This is a genomic window from Streptomyces sp. NPDC025721 (assembly GCF_055558595.1).
The window spans coordinates 208,292-226,180 of the sequence record NZ_JBVHMF010000003.1; the positions used below are offsets into that span (position 1 = coordinate 208,292).

At 73.5% G+C, this 17,889-nt stretch carries 3 protein-coding genes; 2 read left to right on the plus strand and 1 reads right to left on the minus strand.

Annotated features, from left to right (window positions below; genetic code table 11):
• Window positions 1-73: 73 nt before the first annotated feature.
• Window positions 74-15,529, minus strand: a complete 15,456-nt coding sequence (locus ACZ4EF_RS07180; RefSeq protein WP_467503208.1) for an SDR family NAD(P)-dependent oxidoreductase — start codon at window positions 15,527-15,529, stop codon at window positions 74-76.
• Between the two features lie 423 nt (window positions 15,530-15,952).
• On the opposite strand from ACZ4EF_RS07180, the gene ACZ4EF_RS07185 reads away from it, so the two are divergent.
• Both ACZ4EF_RS07185 and ACZ4EF_RS07190 read left to right on the plus strand, forming a co-directional pair.
• On the plus strand, window positions 15,953-17,143 hold the full coding sequence (locus ACZ4EF_RS07185; protein WP_355332734.1) for a cytochrome P450: 1,191 nt from the start codon (window positions 15,953-15,955) through the stop codon (window positions 17,141-17,143).
• A 170-nt stretch (window positions 17,144-17,313) separates the two neighbouring features.
• Window positions 17,314-17,766 carry a nuclear transport factor 2 family protein gene (locus tag ACZ4EF_RS07190; RefSeq protein ID WP_401306948.1) on the plus strand — a complete coding sequence of 151 codons (453 nt, stop codon included), beginning with the start codon at window positions 17,314-17,316 and terminating at the stop codon, window positions 17,764-17,766.
• Window positions 17,767-17,889: the final 123 nt, after the last annotated feature.

The following is a 17,889-nucleotide window of genomic DNA, read 5'->3' on the forward strand; positions in this document are numbered from 1 at the left end:
TCCGAGCGGTTACGGGATGTCCTGCGTCGTGTGGCCCGGCCGGCGCTCGTGCCGCCGCGCCGGGCGAGGCCGCTCAGGAGATCCCGAGCTCGTTGTTGATGAAATCCAGCACCTCGTCGGCGGATGCCGACTTCAGCCGGTCGGCGGCACCGGTCTCGCGTGTGCCTGAGCCGGTCTCGGTGCCGGAGTCGCGCCAGAAAGCGAGCAGTGTCTCCAGTCGGCGGCCGACCGCGGCGCGCTGGTCCGCGTCCACGTCCTCGGCCGCGACGGTGGCGAGCTGGGTCTCCAACGCCGCCAGTTCGGCCAGGAGTTCATCGGCACCTGGCGGTTGTTCGTCGGGCAGCAGCGTGCCGAGCAGGTGCGCGGCGAGGGCGTCGGGGGTGGGGTGGTCGAAGACCACGGTGGCCGCGAGCCGCTGTCCGGTGGCGGTGCCGAGGCGGTTGCGCAGTTCGACACCGGTCAGCGAGTCGAAGCCCAGTTCCTTGAACGCGCGCGCCGGATCGACGGCGGCCGACGATCCGTGGCCGAGCACCGCCGCGACGTTGGTGCGCACCATGTCGACGAGCACGGCGCTGCGCTCGGCGGCTCCGAGCGCGGCGAGGCGCGCGGCCAGGTCCGCGCCGCCCGAACGCTCCGCAGGGACAGCGGCTTTGGCGGTACGGCGCCGCGGGGTACGGCTCGTCAGGCCGCGCGCGAGCGCGCGGAAGGCATCTCCCGCGGTCTGCTCGTCCGCCGTCTCGGGCGCGAGGCGGGCCGTGACGGCGAGCGGCGTGTCCCAGTTCACGGCCGCGTCGAACAGGCCAATTCCCTGCTCGACGCTCATTGGCACCACACCAGAACGGGCCAGACGTGCCCGGTCGACCTCATCGAGCGAACCGGTCAACTCCGAGTCGGTGGCCCAGTGTCCCCACGCCATCGACACACCCGCCGCACCACTCGTACGGCGCACACCGGCCAGAGCGTCCAGGAACGTGTTCGCCGCCGCGTAGTTCGCCTGCCCCGCCGTGCCCACCACGCCCGCGAGCGACGAGAACAGCACGAACAACGACAGGTCCAGGTCCCGGGTCAGCTCATGCAGATGCCACGCCGCATCCACCTTCGCGCCCAACACCGCGCGCACCCGGCCTTCGTCCAGACCACCGATCAGCGCGTCGTCCAGCGCGCCCGCGCAGTGCACCACGCCGCCCAACGGCCGGTCCCCGCCGAAGCGCGCGAGCAGCCCGGCCGCATCGTCCCGGACCGCGACATCACACGCCACGACCTCGACCCGCGCACCGGCCGCCACCAACTCCGCCACCAACTCGGCCGCACCGGGAGCCTCCTCGCCTCGTCGGCTGGCCAGCACCAGATCCCGGACCCCGTACGAGGCCACCAGATGCCGGGCCACCAGCCCGCCCAGCAGACCCGTCCCACCCGTGATCACCACCGCACTCGCGGCATCCACCCGGCGGGGAAGACGCAGCGCGACCTTGCCGACATGCCGCGCCTGCGACATGAACCGCAACGCCTCGTCCGCCCGCCGTACGTCCCACACCCGCACCGGCAACGGCTCCAGCACACCCTCCGCGAACAACCCCGCCAACTCCCGCAGGATCTCGCCGACTCGCTGCGGGTCCGCCTTCGCCAGGTCGTAGGCCCGGTAGGTCACACCGGGGTGCTCGGCGGCGACGGCCTCCGGGTCGCGGATGTCGGTCTTGCCCATCTCCAGGAACCGGCCGCCGCGCGGCAGCAACCGCAACGACGCGTCCACGAACTCCCGCGCCAGGCAGTCCAGTACGACGTCGACTCCGTCGCCCCCGGTGGCGGTCATGAAGGCGTCCTCGAAGGCCAGAGTCCGGGAGGACGCGATGTGCTCGGCGTCAAAGCCCATGTCCCGGAGGGTTTCCCACTTGCCCTCGCTGGCCGTCCCGAAGACCTCGGCACCCCAGTGCCGGGCCAACTGCGTGGCCGCCATCCCCACACCACCGGTCGCCGCATGGATCAACACCCGCTGCCCGGAACGCAGTTCGCCGAGATCGGCGAGACCGATCCACGCCGTGAGGAACACCGCGGGGACGGCGGCGGCCTGCTCGAAGCTCCAGCCCTCCGGCACCCGGACGACCAACCGCTCGTCCACCACCGCCAACGGCCCGAACGACTCCGGCAGCAGACCCATCACCCGGTCACCCACCACAACACCCGCGACATCGGGCCCGACCTCGACCACGACACCCGCACCCTCGCAGCCGAGCGATTCCTCAGTGCCGACCATGCCCAGACTGACCACGACGTCACGGAAGTTGACACCGGCCGCGCGGATACCGACCCGGATCTGGCCGGGGGCGAGCGGCGCGTCGGCAGCGGGGTGGGGGGCCAGGGCCAGCCCGTCGAGCGTCCCTTCGGAGGCGACCAGTCGCCACGCGCCCTCGGCGGGCGGCACCAAACCCCCGCCACCGGCAGGCGCCCGCACCAGCCTCGGCACCAGCACCTCACCACCGCGCACCGCCACCTGCGGCTCACCCGCCGCCACCGCGACACCGAGCACCACACCGAGCTCCGCGGCCGTCTCCACGTCGTGGTCGGTGTCGACCAGCAGCAGGCGCCCGGGGTTCTCGGCGAGCGCGCTGCGCACCAGGCCCCACACCGGGGCGTGGACGAGATCTGCGACAGGCTCACCGCTGTGAGTGGACACCGCGCCACGGGTGAGGAAGACCAACCGCGAATCAGCGAACCGCTCCTCTACCAGCCACTCCTGGACCAGACCCAGCGCACTGGCCACCGCCTCCGCCACCGCACCCGGCACATCGCCGGAGACTGACGCCGGGGGCAGGACCACGCCGACCAGCGGCGGAACCGACTCTGAGGCGGCGGCCAGGGCCGCGAGGCCCGCTGTCCCCGGCACGAGGACGCAGTCGGCCGTCGCCGCGTCGGCCTCCGTAGGCGTCGCGCGGACCCAGTCCACCCGGAACAGGCCGTCGACCGGGTCCGCGCCGGTACCGCGGAGCTGGTCGCCCGACACCGCGCGCAGCACGAGGGACGTCACCGACAGGACCAGGGCGCCTTCGGTGTCGGTCACCGTCACTGACACCGTGTCAGGTCCCGAGGCCCGCAGCCGTACGCGTACGGAGGTCGCGCCGACCGCGCCCAGCACGACATCGGACCAGACGAACGGCAGCCGGACCGGCGAGCCGTGAGGGTGTTCCAGCAGGACGGCCTGGATCGCGGCGTCGAGCAGGGCGGGATGGATGCCGAACCGGGCCGCGTCCTTGGCCGCGGCCTCCGGCAACGCCACTTCCGCGTAGAGCTCGTCGCCGTCGCGCCATGCGGCCCGCAGGCCCTGGAAGGCAGGGCCGTAGCCGTAACCGGCCGCCGCTGCCCGCTCGTAGAAGCCGTCGACCGGCACCGGCTCGGCGCCCGGCGGCGGCCACGCGGTGAGCGTGTCCGGGGTGTCAGGGCTGCCGTCGAGCAGCGTGCCGGCGGCGTTGCGCGTCCAGGGCCGGTCGCCCGGCGCGGCGCTCTCCGTGCGGGAGTGGATGCCGAGTTCGCGCCGCCCGTCCGCGTCGGGCGCGCCGACGGAGACCTGCACCTGTACGCCGCCGCCCTCCGGCACCACCAACGGCACCTGGAGCGTCAACTCCTCGACCCGCCCGGCCCCGACCTCGTCCGCCGCGCGCAACGCCCATTCGGCCAGGGCCGCGCCCGGCACCAGGACGGTCCCCTCCACCCGGTGATCGCCCAGCCACGCGTGCGACGCCAGCGACAACCGGCCCGTGAACACGACCTGATCCGAATCCGCCAGGCGCACCACCGCACCCAACAGCGGGTGATCGACGGCCTCCTGCCCGAGCCCGCTGGGATCGCCGCTGCGGCTGCCCTCACCGGTCAGCCAGTAGCGCTCGTGCTGGAAGGCGTACGTGGGCAGGTCGACGTGGTGGGCGGGGGTTCCGGCGAAGACGGACCGCCAGTCGACGGGGAGGCCCCGTACCCAGCCTTCGGCGAGGGAGGTGAGGAAGCGTTCCTGGCCGCCCTCTTCGCGGCGGAGGGTGCCCAGGGCCACGGCGTCGGAGCCCGCGTCCTCGAACGTCTCCGCCAAGCCGACAGCCAGGACCGGGTGCGGGCTGGACTCGATGAAGTAGCCGAACCCGTCCGCCAGTAGGGCCCGGACGGTCTCGTCGAAACGGACTTCCTGGCGGAGGTTGGTCACCCAGTACGCCGCGTCCAGCGTGCTCGTGTCGATACGGCCGCCGGTCACCGTCGAGTAGAACGGGACATCGGAGGTTGCCGGTTCGATGCCGGACAGAGCCTCAACTACTTCCCCGCGTATGGCGTCCACCTGTGCCGAGTGCGACGCGTAGTCCACATCGATACGGCGCGCCCGTACGCCCTCGGCCTCACACGCCGTCAGCAGCTCATCCAACGCGCCGGGCTCACCCGAAACGACCGTGGACGAAGGCCCGTTCACCGACGCGACAGAAATACGACCGTCCCAGCGCGCGATCCGCTCCCGTACCGCCTCCGCCGGGAGCGCGACCGAGACCATCCCACCGTTGCCGGACAAGGTCCCGCGAATCGCCTTCGCCCGCAGAGCCACGACCTTCGCCGCGTCCTCAACGGAGAGAGCACCCGCCACACACGCCGCCGCGATCTCACCCTGACTGTGACCGATCACCGCGCCCGGCTCAACGCCCACCGACCGCCACACCGAAGCCAGCGACACCATCACCGCCCACAACGCACCCTGAACCACCACCACGTCATCCAGAGCCCCGCTACGAATCGCCTCCACCACCGACAACCCCACGTAAGGACGCAGCGCCGCATCACACTCCGCCAACCGCGCCCCGAACACCGGGGACGAAGCAAGCAACTCCACCGCCATCCCCGCCCACTGCGACCCCTGACCCGGGAACACGAACACCACCCGGCCGGGGTCCCGCACCGTCGCGCCCGACACCACGCGGGCGGCCGGGGTGTCGTCGGCCAGGGCGCCGAGCCCCGAGACGGCCTCGGCGATGTCCGGGGCCAGCACCACGCTCCGGTGCTCCAGCGCGGTGCGGGACGTCGCGAGGGAGAGGCCGACGTCCGCCGGGGAGTTCTCCGCGCCGCCCGCCTCGACGAAGAACGCCAGGCGTCCGGCCTGTCCGCGCAGCGCGTCCGCCGACCGCGCGGACACCACCCACGGCACCACCGTCAGCGACCCCAACGGGCCTGCCTCCGGCGCGACGTCGGGCTCGGAGGTCCGCGACGGCTCGGCCTCCTCCAGGATCACGTGCGCGTTCGTCCCGCTGATGCCGAACGACGAAACGGCGGCCCGGCGCGGGCGGTCGCCCGGGGACCAGTCCTGGGAGTCGGTCAGCAACTCGACGGCGCCGCTCGACCAGTCGACGTGCGGCGTCGGCTCATCCACGTGGAGCGTGCGCGGCAGCACACCGTGGCGCATCGCCTGGACCATCTTGATGACGCCCGCGACCCCGGCGGCGGCCTGCGTGTGGCCGATGTTCGACTTCACCGAGCCCAGCCACAGGGGCAGTTCACCGGCCCGCTCCTGCCCGTACGTCGCGAGCAGCGCCTGCGCCTCGATCGGGTCGCCCAGTGCCGTGCCGGTCCCGTGCGCCTCGACGGCGTCGATATCGGCGGCCGTCAGACCGGCACTGTCCAACGCGGCCCGGATCACCCGCTCCTGCGACGGACCATTGGGCGCGGTCAGCCCGTTCGACGCACCGTCCTGGTTCACCGCGGAGCCCCGCATCACCGCCAGCACCCGGTGGCCGTTGCGCCGCGCGTCCGACAGCCGCTCCAGCAGCAGGACACCGACACCTTCGCCCCACCCGGCGCCGTCCGCCGCCGCCGAGAACGCCTTGCTGCGGCCGTCGGGCGCCATGCCCCGCTGGCGGCTGAACTCCACGAAGACCCACGGGGTCGCCATGACGGTGACGCCTCCGGCCAGGGCGAGCGAGCACTCCCCCGACCGCAGGGCCTGCGCCGCCAGGTGCATCGCGACCAGCGACGACGAGCACGCCGTGTCCACCGTCATCGCCGGACCCTCGAACCCGAAGGTGTACGAGACCCGGCCGGAGGCGACGCTGCCCTGCGTGCTGGTGACGGCGTAGCCCTCCAGTTCTTCGGGGCGGTCGCCGGTGGAGCCGTAGTCGTGGTGCATGACTCCGGTGAAGACACCCGTCGAACTGCCCTTCAGCGAACCGGGATCAATACCCGCCCGCTCCAACACCTCCCACGACGCCTCCAGCAACAGCCGCTGCTGCGGATCCATCGACAACGCCTCACGCGGAGACACCCCGAAGAAACCCGCATCAAACTCACCCGCCCCATAAAGGAACCCACCCTCACGCGCATAACTCCGCCCCGCCACACCAGGATTCGGATCAAACAACTCCCCGATGTCCCACCCCCGGTCCACCGGGAACCCCGACACCGCATCCCCACCCGAAGCAACCAGCGACCACAACTCCTCAGGCGAACCCACACCACCCGGATACCGACACGCCATCCCCACAATCACCACCGGATCGGTGTCACTGTCCGGAGCGGACGCCCGGACTGCCGCGTCGGCCGGGGCCGTTGCCGCCGGCCGGCCCGGCCGGTCGGCGCCCAGCACGAGGGTGCGGAGGAAGCCGGTGAGCGCCTGGGGCGTCGGGTAGTCGAAGACGAGGGTGGCGGGGAGCCGGAGGCCGGTGGACGTGGCGAGGGCGTTGCGGAGTTGCAGGGCGGTCAGCGAGTCGAAGCCGAACTCCTTGAAGCTGCGGCGCGCGGAAATCGTGTCCGGTGTCGGCAACGCGAGGACGGCTGCGGCCTGTTCACGGATCAGATCGAGCAGGAGCCGGTCCTGTTCCTGCGGATCGAGGCCGGTGAGGCGGTGCCGCAGGTCGCTGGCGCTGTCGGCCGGTGCGGCAGCGGCGGCGGTGCGCCGTGCGCGGACCAGGCTGCGGAAGGCGGGCCGCAGGGAGCCGCGGGCGGCCTCGGTGCGCAGGGCGGTCAGGTCGAGCGAGACGGGGACGAGGCAGGACGTGTCGGTGGCGGTGGCCGCGTCGAACAGGGCCAGGCCGAGGTCGGCGGCCAGCGGGCGGACGCCGGAGGCGCGCAGCCAGGCGAGGTCGCCGTCGTCCAAGTGGGCGCGCATGCTGCCGACTTCCTCCCACAGGCCCCAGGCGAGGGAGTGCGCGGGCAGGCCCTCGGCGCGGCGGCGCGCGGCGAGGGCGTCGAGGAAGGCGTTGGCGGCGGCGTAGTCGGCCTGGCCGGGGTTGCCGAAGGTCGCGGCGATGGAGGAGAACAGCACGAACAGCGACAGGTCCAAGTGCCGTGTCAGCTCGTGCAGATGGACCGCCGCGTCCACCTTCGGCGTCAGCACGCGGGACAGTTGGTCGTCGGTGAGGGACAGCACGAGTCCGTCGTCGAGCACACCGGCCGCGTGCACCACGCCGGTCAGCGGCCGGTCGGGGGGAACGGAGTCCAGCAGGGCGGCCAGCGCCGTTCGGTCGGCCGCGTCGCAGGCGACGATGTCGACGGTCTCCGCGCCGTCGGCGCGGAGCCGGGCCCTGAGGTCGGCGGCGCCGTCCGTGTCGGGTCCGCGGCGGCTGGTCAGGACGAGGTGCCGGACGCCGTGTTCGGTGACCAGGTGACCGGCCAGCAGCGAGCCGAGGGCGCCGGTCCCGCCGGTGATCAGGACCGTGCCGTGCGGGTCGGCCTCGGCGGTGTGCGGGTCGCTCTGGGTGCCGGGCGTCTCGGACGCGGCGCCGGGGGTGGCGCGGACCAGCCGGGGCAGCCGTGTCTCGCCCGCGCGCAAGGCGATCTGCGCCTCGTCCCGCGCGACGGCGGTGGCGACGGCCGTGGCCAGTGCGTCCCGGGACGCCGGTGTGTCGTCCGTGTCGACCAGGACGAGGCGGCCGGGGTGCTCGGACTGGGCGCTGCGGATCAGGCCCCAGACGGGTGCCGTCGCCAGATCGGCGACGGCCTCGTCGGGTCCCGCCGCCACCGCCCCGCGCGTCAGCACGACCAGGCGCGACGTGCTCAGCCGCTCGTCGCCGAGCCAGGTCTTGAGCAGGGCCAGCGCCTCGGCGGTCGCTGCGTGGGCGCGGGCGGGCAGTGCCGCGTCGACCGGCGTACGAGCCGGCGTCCCGCCCTCGTGGGCCGCCGTCCCACTCCCGTCGCCGAGGACACCGTTCGCGCCGACAGGCTGGCCGCCGTCGTAACCCGACGCCCCGCTCCCGTAGCCGTCGCCGTCGCCCGGCGCACCCTTCGCGCCGCCCGGCTCCTCGTGCCCCCACCCGCCGAGCCGTACCAGTGCCGTCGGCGGCGCCTCGATGGCGCCCGCGTCGATGCGGGCGAGCAGTTCCGCGATGTCGGGCACGCCGTCGTCGCCCGTGCCGGGACCGACGGCCAGCCATTCGGCGGCGGGCTCCGCGGTCGCGGCGGGCTGCCAGTCGAGCCGGAAGAGCGCCTGGTCCGCAGGGGTGTTCGCGGGGCCTCCCGCCGGGCTCAACAGCGCCTCGCCGACGGGCAGCAGGGTGAGCGCCTCGATGGACGCGACGGGCGCGCCGGTGGCGTCCGCGAGGGTCAGGGCGACGGTGTCCGGGCCGTCGGGAGTGACGCGGACGCGGACCGCCGAGGCGTGGACGGCGTGCAGGGCGAGCCCGCGCCAGGCGAACGGCAGCCGCAGGCCCTCGACATGGGCCAGGCAGATGTGCAACGCGGCGTCCAGCAGGGCGGGATGGACGCCGTACGATCCGGCTTCGGTGGCCTGCTCGTCGGCGAGGGCGACGTCGGCGTAGAGGTGCTGACCCGACCGCCAGGCGGCGCGGACGCGGCGGAAGGCCGGACCGTAGCCGTAACCGGTCGCGTCCAGGTCCGCGTAGAACTCCTCGACGGGCACCGGCCGGGCGTCGGCCGGGGGCCAGGCGGTCAGGGGTTCGGGAGCGGTGGGCGCCTCGGAGGCGAGGACGCCCGCGGCGTGCCGGACCCAGGGGCCGGTGTCGACGCTTCCGGAGTCGTCGTGCGCGTCGGCGCGGTCGGGTCGTGAGTGGATTCGCAGTTCGCGGCGGCCGGTCGCGTCCGGTGCGCCGACGGTGAGCTGGAGGTGCACGCCGTCCTGGCCCGTGAGGACCAGCGGTGCTTCCAGGGTGAGTTCCTCGACCTGGGCGCATCCGGTCAACTCAGCCGCGTGCAGGGCCAGTTCGGCGAAGGCCGCGCCGGGCAGCAGCACCGTGTCGAGAGCGGCGTGGTCCGCCAGCCACGGATGGGTGCGCAGCGAGATCCGGCCCGTGAGCAACAGGGCGTCGGTGTCGGCGAGTTGTACGGCCGCGCCCAGCATCGGGTGCCCGGTGGCGGACAGGCCGAGGCCGTCCGTTCCCGCGCCCGCGCCCGCCGCCGACTCCAGCCAGTACCGCGCCCGTTGGAAGGCGTAGGTGGGCAGGTGGACGCGGCGCCCGTCGGTCGCGGGCAGCAGGCGGGTCCAGTCGACGCCGGGCAGGCCGCGGACCCAGCCTTCGGCGACGGAGGTGAGGAAGCGGTCGGCGCCGCCTTCGTCGCGGCGGAGCGTGCCGAGGGCGAGGGCGTCGGTCCCGGCGTACTCGAACGTCTCCTGCATGGCGGGGGTGAGTACGGGGTGGGCGCTGATCTCGACGAAGTACCGGAAGCCGTCGTCGAGGAGTGTGTGGACGGCGGTCTCGAAGTCGACCGGCCTGCGGGCGTTCTCGAACCAGTAGTCGGCGTCGAGCCCGTCTCCGTCGAGCGCGCCGCCGGTGACGGTCGAGTAGAACGGGACGTCGCCCGCGGCGGGCGTGACGTCGGCGAACATCTGCGTGATGCGGTCGCGCAGCGGGTCGACCTGGGCGCAGTGCGAGGCGACGGTGGAGCCGATGACGCGGGCCCTGATCCCCTCGTCCTTGCAGGCGGCGACGAATTCGGCGAGCGAGGTCTCGTCCCCGGCGACGGTCTGCGCGGTGGGTCCGTTGCGTCCGGCCGCGGTGAGGCGGCCGTCCCACGCGGCCAGCCGCTCTTCCAGCGCCCGCGCGCTCAGCGCGACCGAGGCGACGGCGCCGTTGCCGACGAGTTCCTCGCCGAAGAGCGCGCTGCGCAGGACGACGATACGGACGGCGTCGGCGAGGGTGAGGGCGCCCGCGACGCAGGCCGCGGCGATCTCGCCCTGGCTGCTGCCGACGACGGCGGCCGGCTCGACGCCCGCGGCGCGCCACATCGCGGCCAGGGACACATTGACGGCGAACAGCACCGGTTGGAGTACGTCGATCCGGTCGAGCGGCGGCGCGTCCGGGGCGGCGCGCAGCACAGCGGTGGCGGACCAGTCGACGTAGGCGGCCGCCTCCCGCTCGCACTCGGCGAAGCGGCGGGCGAACACCGGTGAGGTGTCGAGGAGTTCGGCAGCCATGCCGCGCCACTGGGAGCCCTGGCCGGGGAAGACGAACACGGTCCGGCCGCGCAGGTCGGCCGCGCCGACGACGGCGTGGGGGGTGGGCGCGCCGACGGCGACGGCGGTCAGCGCGTCACGGGTCCCGTCGGGGTCGGCGGCGAGCACGACGGACCGGTGTTCGAGTACGGCGCGGGCGGTGGCCAGGGCATGGCCGGTGGCGGCCCGGCCGTCGCCCGTGCTCGCGGGGCCGTCTCCCCCGGCCTCGCCCGTCCAGTCGCGGAGACGGGCGGCCTGGGCGCGCAGCGCGGCGGCCGACTGTCCTGACACCGGCCACGGTGCGGGGGCGCCGGTGAGGATCGTGAGCGCCCGCGGGTCCCCGGCCCCGCCCTCGGAAGCGGAAGCGGATACGGATGCCGAAGCGGATACGGACTCGACCTCGGCCTCGGACGCGCCGGGCGCGGCCGGAGCGCTTACGGGAGCCTCCGCCTCCTCCAGGATCACGTGCGCGTTCGTGCCGCTGATGCCGAACGACGAGACGCCCGCGCGCCGCGGCCGGTCCCCGCGCTTCCACGCCACCGGTTCGGTGAGGAGCGTGACGGCGCCGGACCAGTCGACGTGCGGCGAGGGAACGTCCGCGTGCAGAGTGCGGGGCAGCTCCTCGTGGTGCAGGGCCTGCACGATCTTGATCACGCCCGCGATGCCCGCCGCGGCCTGGGTGTGCCCGATGTTGGACTTGACCGAGCCGAGCCGGAGCGGCCGGTCCTCGGGGCGGCTCCGCCCGTAGGTGGCCAGCAGCGCCTGCGCCTCGATCGGGTCGCCGAGCGTCGTGCCGGTGCCGTGCGCCTCGACCACGTCCACGTCGGCGGCGGCGACCCGCGCGTCGGCGAGCGCGTCACGGATCACCCGCTCCTGCGAGGGGCCGTGCGGCGCGGTCAGGCCGTTGCTCGCGCCGTCCTGGTTGGTGGCGGAGCCGCGGATCAGGGCCAGCACCTGGTGGCCGTTGCGGCGCGCGTCGGAGAGCCGCTCGACCACGAGGACGCCGACGCCCTCGGACCAGCCGGTGCCGTCGGCGGCGGCGGAGAACGCCTTGCAGCGGCCGTCGGGGGACAGCGCCCCCTGTCGGCTCAGCTCCACGAACATGCCGGGCGTGGACATGATTGTGACGCCGCCCGCGATCGCCATCGTGCACTCGCCCGACCGCAGCGACCGTACCGCCCAGTGCAGTGCGACCAGGGACGACGAGCAGGCCGTGTCCAGGGTGACGGCCGGGCCCTCGAGGCCCAGCGTGTAGGCCAGCCGTCCCGAGGCGACGCTGGTGAGGGTGCCGGTGAGCCGGTGGCCCTCGACGCCGTCCGCGCCGTACTGGAGCTGCGGCCCGTACTCCTGGAACATCGCGCCGAAGAAGACGCCGGTGCGGGTGCCGCGCAAGGACAGCGGGTCCATCCCGGCGCGCTCGACCGCCTCCCACGAGGTCTCCAGCAGCAGGCGCTGCTGCGGGTCCATGGCCAGGGCCTCGCGCGGTGAGATCCCGAACAGCCCGGCGTCGAAGTCCGGTGCGCCGTCGAGGAATCCGCCGTGCCGGACGTAGCTGGTGGCCGCGCGCCGCGCCTGCGGGTCGTAGAGGCGCTCGATGTCCCAGCCGCGGTTGTCGGGGAAGTCGCCGATGACGTCCCGGCCGTCCGCGACGACGTCCCACAGCGCCTCGGGCGAGTCGACGCCGCCGGGCAGTCGGCAGGCCATGGCGACGATGGCGATCGGGGAGTCGTCGGCGTCCGGGTGGTCAGCGGGGGGCGCCGCGGTGTCGTTCGCCGCGGGTCCCGCGTCGAGCAGGGCGGCGCGCAGGTGGCGGGCGAGCGCGGACGGCGTGGGCTGGTCGAAGAGGACGGTGGCGGGCATCGCCACCTCGGCCTGCTCGGCGATCCGGTTGCGGAGCTGGACCGACAGGTGCGAGTCGAACCCGAGGTTCTTGAAGGTCTGTTCGGGGTCGAGTGCGTCCGGCGACGGCTGTCCCGCGACCGCCGCCGCGTGCGCCAGAACGAAGCGCAGCAGCGTCGAATCCCGCTCGGCCGGGCGCAGCGCGGCCAGTCGGGCGGCGAACGAGGAGGCGGCGGCCGGTTCGGCGCCGGAGTCCCGGTCCTCGCCGTGCTCGGCGTCCCGGACGGTGCGGTGGGCCGGTACGGCGGCGGTTCCCGCGCGTCGGCGACGGCGGCCGGTCGCGGTGTCCAGCCAGTGGCGGCGGCGCTGGAACGCGTAGGTGGGAAGGGCCACTTGGGCCGGGGGCGTGTCGGCGAACACGGCCTGCCAGTCGACCGGCAGGCCGCGTACCCAGCCCTCGGCCAGCGAGGTCAGGAAGCGTTCCTGGCCGCCCTGGTTCCTGCGCAGCGTGCCGAGCGCCACCGCGTCGAACCCGGCGTCCTCGAACGTCTCGGCCAGGCCCACCGCCAGCACGGGGTGCGCGCTGGCCTCCACGAAGTAGCCGAACCCGTCCGCCAGCAGCGCGCGTACGGTCTCGTCGAACCGCACCTGCCCGCGGAGGTTGGCGAGCCAGTACGCGGCGTCCAGCTCCCGGGTGTCGAGCCGGCCGCCGGTGACCGTGGAGTAGAAGAGCACGTCGGACGCCACCGGGGTGATGCCGGCCAGGGCGTCCAGCACCTCCTCCCGGATCGCGTCGACCTGGACCGAGTGCGACGCGTAGTCGATGTCGACGCGCCGGGCGCGGATGCCCTCGGCGTCGCAGGCGGCCCGCAGTTCGGCAAGCGCGTCCAGCTCGCCCGACACCACGGTGGAAGAAGGCCCGTTGACCGATCCGACGCACAGCCGGTCGCCCCAGCGCGTGAGGCGTTCGAGGACCGCGCCGACGGGCAGCCCGACCGAGAGCATCCCTCCGCGGCCCGACAGCGACGCGCCGATCACCTTCGCCCGCAGCGCGACCGTCTTCGCCCCGTCCTCGACGGACAGCGCGCCCGCGACGCAGGCGGCGGCGATCTCGCCCTGGCTGTGCCCGATGACGGCGCCGGGCTCGACACCGGCGGCGCGCCACACCTCGGCCAGCGACACCATCACCGCCCACAGCGCCGACTGGACGACGACCACGTCGTCCAGGGCGCCCTCCCGGATCGCCTCGACCACCGAGCTGGTGAGATACGGGGCCAGCGCCGTGTCGCACTCCCCCATCCGGGACGCGAACACCGGTGAGGTGGCGAGCAGTTGCATCGCCATGCCCGCCCACTGCGAGCCCTGGCCCGGGAACACCAGGGCCACCCGGCTGCCTCCGGCGCGCACCGCGCCGCTCACGAGACCGGCCGCGGGCATGCCGGTGGCGAGCATGCCGACGGCATTACGGGCGTCCGCGGGTCCGGCCGCGAGGACGACAGCGCGGTGCTCGAACGCCGCCCGGGAGAGGGCGAGGGCCCGGCCGACCGGGCGCAGGCTCGACGGGCCGCCGCCGTCGGAGCCGGAGCCGGAGCCGGAGCCGGAGCCGGAGCCGGAGCCGGAGTCGGAGTCGGAGCCGGAGCCGGAGTCGGAGTCGGAGTCGGAGTCGGCATGAGCATCGGCATCGGCATCGGCGGATTCGCCGACGGCGGATTCGGCGACGGCGAGCAGGCGTTCGGCCTGGCCTCGCAGTGCGGCGGCGGACCGCGCGGACACCGGCCAGGGCACGAGGTCGAGTTCACCGAGCGGTGACCGTTTCGCTGGGGCGGCGCCTGCGGCAGCCGCGTCGGGGACGACGGAGGCCGAGGCCGCGGCCCATTCGCCCACCACCACATGGCAGTTGGTGCCTCCCATGCCGAAGGAGGAGACACCGCCCAGCAGCGGCCGGTCGGCGTCGGGCCAGGCGGTCGCCCCGTCCCCGGTCTGCACCCGCAGGCGGAGGTCCGCCAGCGCGATCTCCGGGTTCGGGCGGCGGTAGTTGAGGCTCGGCGGCAGTGCCCGGTGCTGGACGCTGAGGATCAGCTTGAGCAGGCCGGTCACGCCCGCGGCGCCTTCCAGGTGGCCGACGTTGGTCTTGACCGAGCCGACGGCCAGCGGCGCTCGCGGGTCGCGGCCGGCGCCGAGCACCGTACCGAGCGCGCGGGCCTCGACCGGGTCGCCGACGCGGGTGCCGGTGCCGTGCAGTTCGACGTACTGCACCTCGTCCGGCGCGACCCCGGCCTGCCGGTATGCGCTGCGCAGCAGATCTTCCTGCGCCGCCTGGTGCGGGCTGGTGAGGCCGGGGCCGCCGCCGTCGTTGTTGACGGCGCTGCCGAGCAGCACGCAGCGGATCGGGTCGCCGTCGGCGACGGCGTCGCTCAGCCGCTTGAGGACCAGGACCGCGCCGCCCTCGCCGCGGACGTAGCCGTTGGCGCGCTCGTCGAAGGTGTAGCAGCGGCCGTCGGGAGAAAGAGCGCCGAAGGCGGTGATCCGCTCGGTGGTCTCCGGGACGAGGTTGAGGTTCACGCCGCCGGCCAGGGCCACCGCCGACTCGCCGGAGCGCAGGCTCTCGCAGGCGAGGTGGACCGAGACCAGCGAGGAGGACTGCCCGGCGTCGACGGTCAGGCTCGGGCCGTTGAGGCCCAGCGCGTAGGAGATGCGGTTGGCGACGAGGCTGCGGTGCAGGCCGGTGAGGGTGTGGGCGGTGGCCGGTCCTGACCGGGCGCTGAGGGTCGCGTAGTCGTCGGCGATGACGCCGAGGAACACCCCGTAGGCGACGGGCTGTCGAGCCGTCTTCCCCGGGTGCTCCGCCGAGGCGGCCTCGGGGGTCCCGCTCCTGGAGGCGGGGTGCAGGGCGGCGAGGCCCGCGTCCTCCAGCGCCTCCCAGCCCAGTTCGAGCGCGAGTCGCTGCTGGGGATCCATCTGGGCGGCCTCGCGGGGCGTGACGCCGAAGAACTCCGCGTCGAAGCCCTCGATCCGCTCGGCGTCTAGGAAGCCGCCGCGCTGCGGACCGGCCGCGCCCGGACCGCCCTTCCCGATGTCCGAATCGACGTCCGCGTCGCCCTCCACCGGCCAACGGGGCGCGGCGAGTTCGGTCACGGCGTCCGCGCCGCCGCGCAGCAGGTCCCAGAACGCCGTCGGGTCGTCCGCTCCCGGCAGTCGGCAGGAGACCCCGATGACGGCGATGGGTTCGCCCGGCCCGGCGGGGTCGCCGCCGTGTCCGTTCAGCGAATTCCGGTCGGCATTTGTGTCCGCCACCAGTACGTCAGAGCTCCTTCGGAATCCCACGACCCGGGGGGTGATACAGGTCGCACGAAAACGCCAGACTTTCCACCGCCTCGGTGGAATGCGGAGTGCGCGTCCCGATCGCCTCGGAATTGTCGCCCTCCGCGCCGTCATCCGTGGTTGCGGACAGGACGGACGTGGACCGGTAATCGATCCCATCAGCGTTCAACTGGCCAGTCAACCGGGGTCATTGACCGCACGACCCCTGCCCCCGCGGGGGTACCCCCTAAAACACGGCCCCCACCCCCTATACCTATTCCGGGGTTTGAGCCACTGCCGCACGCTGTTACCGTCCACGGGCGATGAAATTCGGAATAATTCCTCATTCGCGGCGTGAAACAAGTGTCCGGCCACGGCCGCATCCGCACGCCGCGCGTCATACGCTGGGAGTCTCGCGTGACCGATTCCGCTGTGTCGCTGAGCCCGCCGTCGGCCGCCGACGGCGGCGCTGAACTGTTCGCGTGGCTGCGCCGCATGCGCGACGACCATCCGGTGTTCCGCGACGAGAACGGCAGTTGGCACGTCCTGCGGTACGCGGACGTGCAGCGGGTGCTGTCGGACCAGAAGGACTTCTCCTCCGACCCGACCCCGGTGTCACCGAAAGCGGCGGAGATCGCCCGCGGTGACCTGGCCCAGATCGACCCGCCCGAGCACCACCATCTGCGGCGCGGGATCAGCCGGGTGTTCACGCCCCGCACCGTGGCCGAACTGGAGCCGCGGATCGCCGAGATCGGCCGGGAACTGCTCGGCGCCACCGACGGCATGGACCGTTTCGACCTGGTGCGGCATCTGACCCATCCGCTGCCGGTGATCGTGATCGCCGAGCTGCTGGGCGTACCGGCCGAGGACCGGCCGATCTTCCGGCACTGGGCGGACCGCATCATCGCCGCCAAGATCGTCGGCATCGACCTGCCGGAGAACTACGAACGCCTGCGGACCGCGATCGAGGAGATGGACTACTACCTCGACGGCATGCTGGAGGAGCGGCGGTCCCGTCCCGGTGACGACCTGCTCAGCAAGATGGCCACCAGCGAGGTGGACGGTGAGCCGCTGTCGTCGGAGGAGGCCGTCAACTTCGCCCGGCTGCTGCTGATCGCCGGGCACATCACCACGACGATGATGCTGAGCAGCGCGATCCTGTGCTTCGAGGAGCACCCGGAGGCAGCCGCCGCGCTGCGCGCCGACCGCTCGCTGATCCCGGCCGCGCTGGAGGAAGTGATGCGCTACCGGCCGCCGTTCACCATCACCGGCCGGTACACCACCCGGGACGTGCCGATCGGCGGTGTGGTCATCCCCGAGCGGTCGATCGTCATCCCGTGGCTGGCGTCGGCCAACCGCGACGAGCGGCAGTTCGAGGACCCGGACCGGTTCGACATCACCCGTACGCCCAACGCGCACGTCGCGTTCGGCAAGGGCATCCACTTCTGCATCGGTGCGCCGCTGGCCCGGCTGGAGGGGCGCGTGGCCCTCAATCTCCTCCTCGACCACTACCAGGACGTGCGGCTCGACCGCAGCGAGCCGCTGGAGTTCTACGACCGGAACTTCTTCGGAGTGAAGTCGCTGCCGGTGTCGGTCGTCCACACGTGACCGCCGTGGCCTCCCCTTCAGGTCCCGACGGCCCTCGCCCTGCGCCCGGCCGTCCGAACGCCTTCCCGACCCCTCTCCCGACCGCCCGTCCCATCCCTCTCCCGACTTCCCGTCCCACCCCTTCCCCGACCGCCCGTCCCACCGCCCTCCCGACCATCGGAGCAGCCACGATGACCGACGAGAAACGGGCCAAGTGGCTCATTCTCGAACACTGTCGGATGATCAACGACGGCAATGTGGAGGGCCTGCTCCAGCTCTACGCCGAGGACTGCACCTTCGAGGACCCGGTGGGCAACGGCGAGCAGCACGGCCTGCACGCGCTCAGCCAGCGCGCCGCCGCCGCCGTCTTCTCCGGCGCCTTCGAGGACGCGGCCATGCCGGTGGCGTCCAAGGACGGCCAGTGGGCGTCGGTGCCGATGGTCTCGACCTTCAACTACCTGCCGCTGGCGGGTCCCGCGATGACCGAGTCGGGCCTGCTGCCGCCGGTCCCGCCCAAGGACCCGGAGGAGAAGATGATCCGGGTGAACATCGTGATGACGATCCACGTCAACGAAGTCGGCCTGGTCGACCGGATGATGGCGCTGTACGGCAGCTCCGACGTCACCCTCATCGACCGGAAGTGACGGACCGCTGACCGCCCCCGGCCGGGCGGAGCGACACGGTGGCGGGGGGGGGGGGGGGGGGGGGGGGGGGGGGGGGGTGGGGTGCGCGGGAGGGGGGGAAAAGGGGACGGTTGACAGCGGCGA

Excerpts from the sequence above, each read along its gene's own strand:
- ACZ4EF_RS07190 (WP_401306948.1), top strand. The coding sequence starts at position 17,314 with ATGACCGACGAGAAACGGGCCAAGTGGCTCATTCTCGAACACTGTCGG.